The 1,425-nt window shown below is 43.0% G+C and carries 1 protein-coding gene; it reads left to right on the top strand.

The genetic code is table 11. From position 1 onward, the window contains the following. Positions 1–82 precede the first annotated feature (82 nt). The gene (locus ACED46_RS21890) at positions 83–1,405 is read left to right on the top strand and encodes an IS4 family transposase (protein WP_371722453.1); all 1,323 of its coding nucleotides are present in this window, start codon (positions 83–85) and stop codon (positions 1,403–1,405) included. Positions 1,406–1,425: the final 20 nt, after the last annotated feature.

The raw sequence follows: 1,425 nt of genomic DNA, 5'->3' as shown, positions 1-1,425 counted from the left end.
TAATGCCGATCGTTTAAGAAGACTTGAACGATCCTGCAGTTAGCAGATAATCCCCATCAACAACGTTGATGGGGATTTTTTTATGCTTGAACAAGAATTAGCAATGGCGCACGAGACTATTGAGGATACGGATAATTACGAATCTGTCGTCAACGCCATTCAACTAGAATGGATAGAACAAGCTCTTCTTGAAACAAATAAAGCGAGCATAAGACGACGTCGACTTCCCGCTCAGCAAGCTGTCTGGCTAGTTATTTGGATGGGGTTGCAACGCAACATGTCTATCAAAGAGGTATGCAGTTCATTAGACATTGCCCTTCAACCAAAACCTGAGGATAGTTGGTCTCGTGTTGCGCCTAGTGTCCTCACCGATTCACGTCGACGTCTAGACGAGAGTCCATTAGCGGCTCTTTTTCACACAACAGTCAAGGCTTGGCGCGAAGATATCATTCAACAAGACAGAGACTTAGGGCTTAACGTTCTTGCTGTGGATGGAACAACATTTAGGTGCCAAGATTCACCAGAGAACGCCGAAGAATTTGGGTTCATCTCTAAAAAACTGAAACCTTATCCTCAACTTCGTTTAGTTGCTTTGATGTCAACGGAAACTCGAATGATTATGGGGGCAGCTTTTGATGGTTGTCATGTCGGTGAAACGACCTTAGCTAAACGTTTATTCAATGATATCCCAGCGCACTCATTGACTTTATTTGATCGTTGTTATTTCTCCGCAGACCTTTTGTTGTCATGGCAAGAGAGTGCGGAAAATGCTCATTGGTTAATGCCTGCAAAACGTAAACTACGCTATGAAGTATTGGAGAAATATGCAGAAAATGACATGCTTATCTCAATGCCCATCTCTCCTCAGGCCCAGCGGCAGAATCCTAATTTACCCGAGCGTTGGGAAGCTAGATTAGTCCTATATCAAGAACCAAAAGGTGAGATAAAAGGTTTTATTACTTCACTTACAGACCCTAGCAAATACTCACTAGAAAGCCTGCTGCGTATTTATTGGCAACGTTGGGAGATAGAAGAAGGTTATGGTGAAATTAAACAGACTCAACTGCAAAGTCACGTCACTTTACGAAGTCGTTTTTCTGTCGGTGTGAGGCAAGAGCTTTGGGGTGTCTTACTTGCTTATAACCTAGTGCGATTAGAGATGGTTAAGATAGCTTCAGAAGCAGGGGTTCGAGCGACTAGGGTCAGTTTTACGGCCGCGATTAACCTTATTGATGCGCAGTTACGTTGGCTAGCTTTATGTCCAGACGGAACTCTACCAGTAAAACTTAAAAGAATGAGGGAAAGTATCAGTCACTTCATTCTCCCAGATAAAAGAAAGGACCGAACGTTTCCACGTTCAATCCTCTTTGTTCCAGCTAAATATCCGTTTAGATTCAAACAGTAATGCTTATCCGAACGGCATTG

Origin of the sequence: Vibrio sp. 1S139, from assembly GCF_041439475.1 — a bacterium.
Lineage (GTDB): Bacteria > Pseudomonadota > Gammaproteobacteria > Enterobacterales > Vibrionaceae > Vibrio > Vibrio crassostreae_C.
This window is presented reverse-complemented; position numbering and strand designations above follow the sequence as displayed.

Coding starts and splice junctions, on each gene's coding strand:
- ACED46_RS21890 (WP_371722453.1), top strand. CDS start 83: ATGCTTGAACAAGAATTAGCAATGGCGCACGAGACTATTGAGGATACG.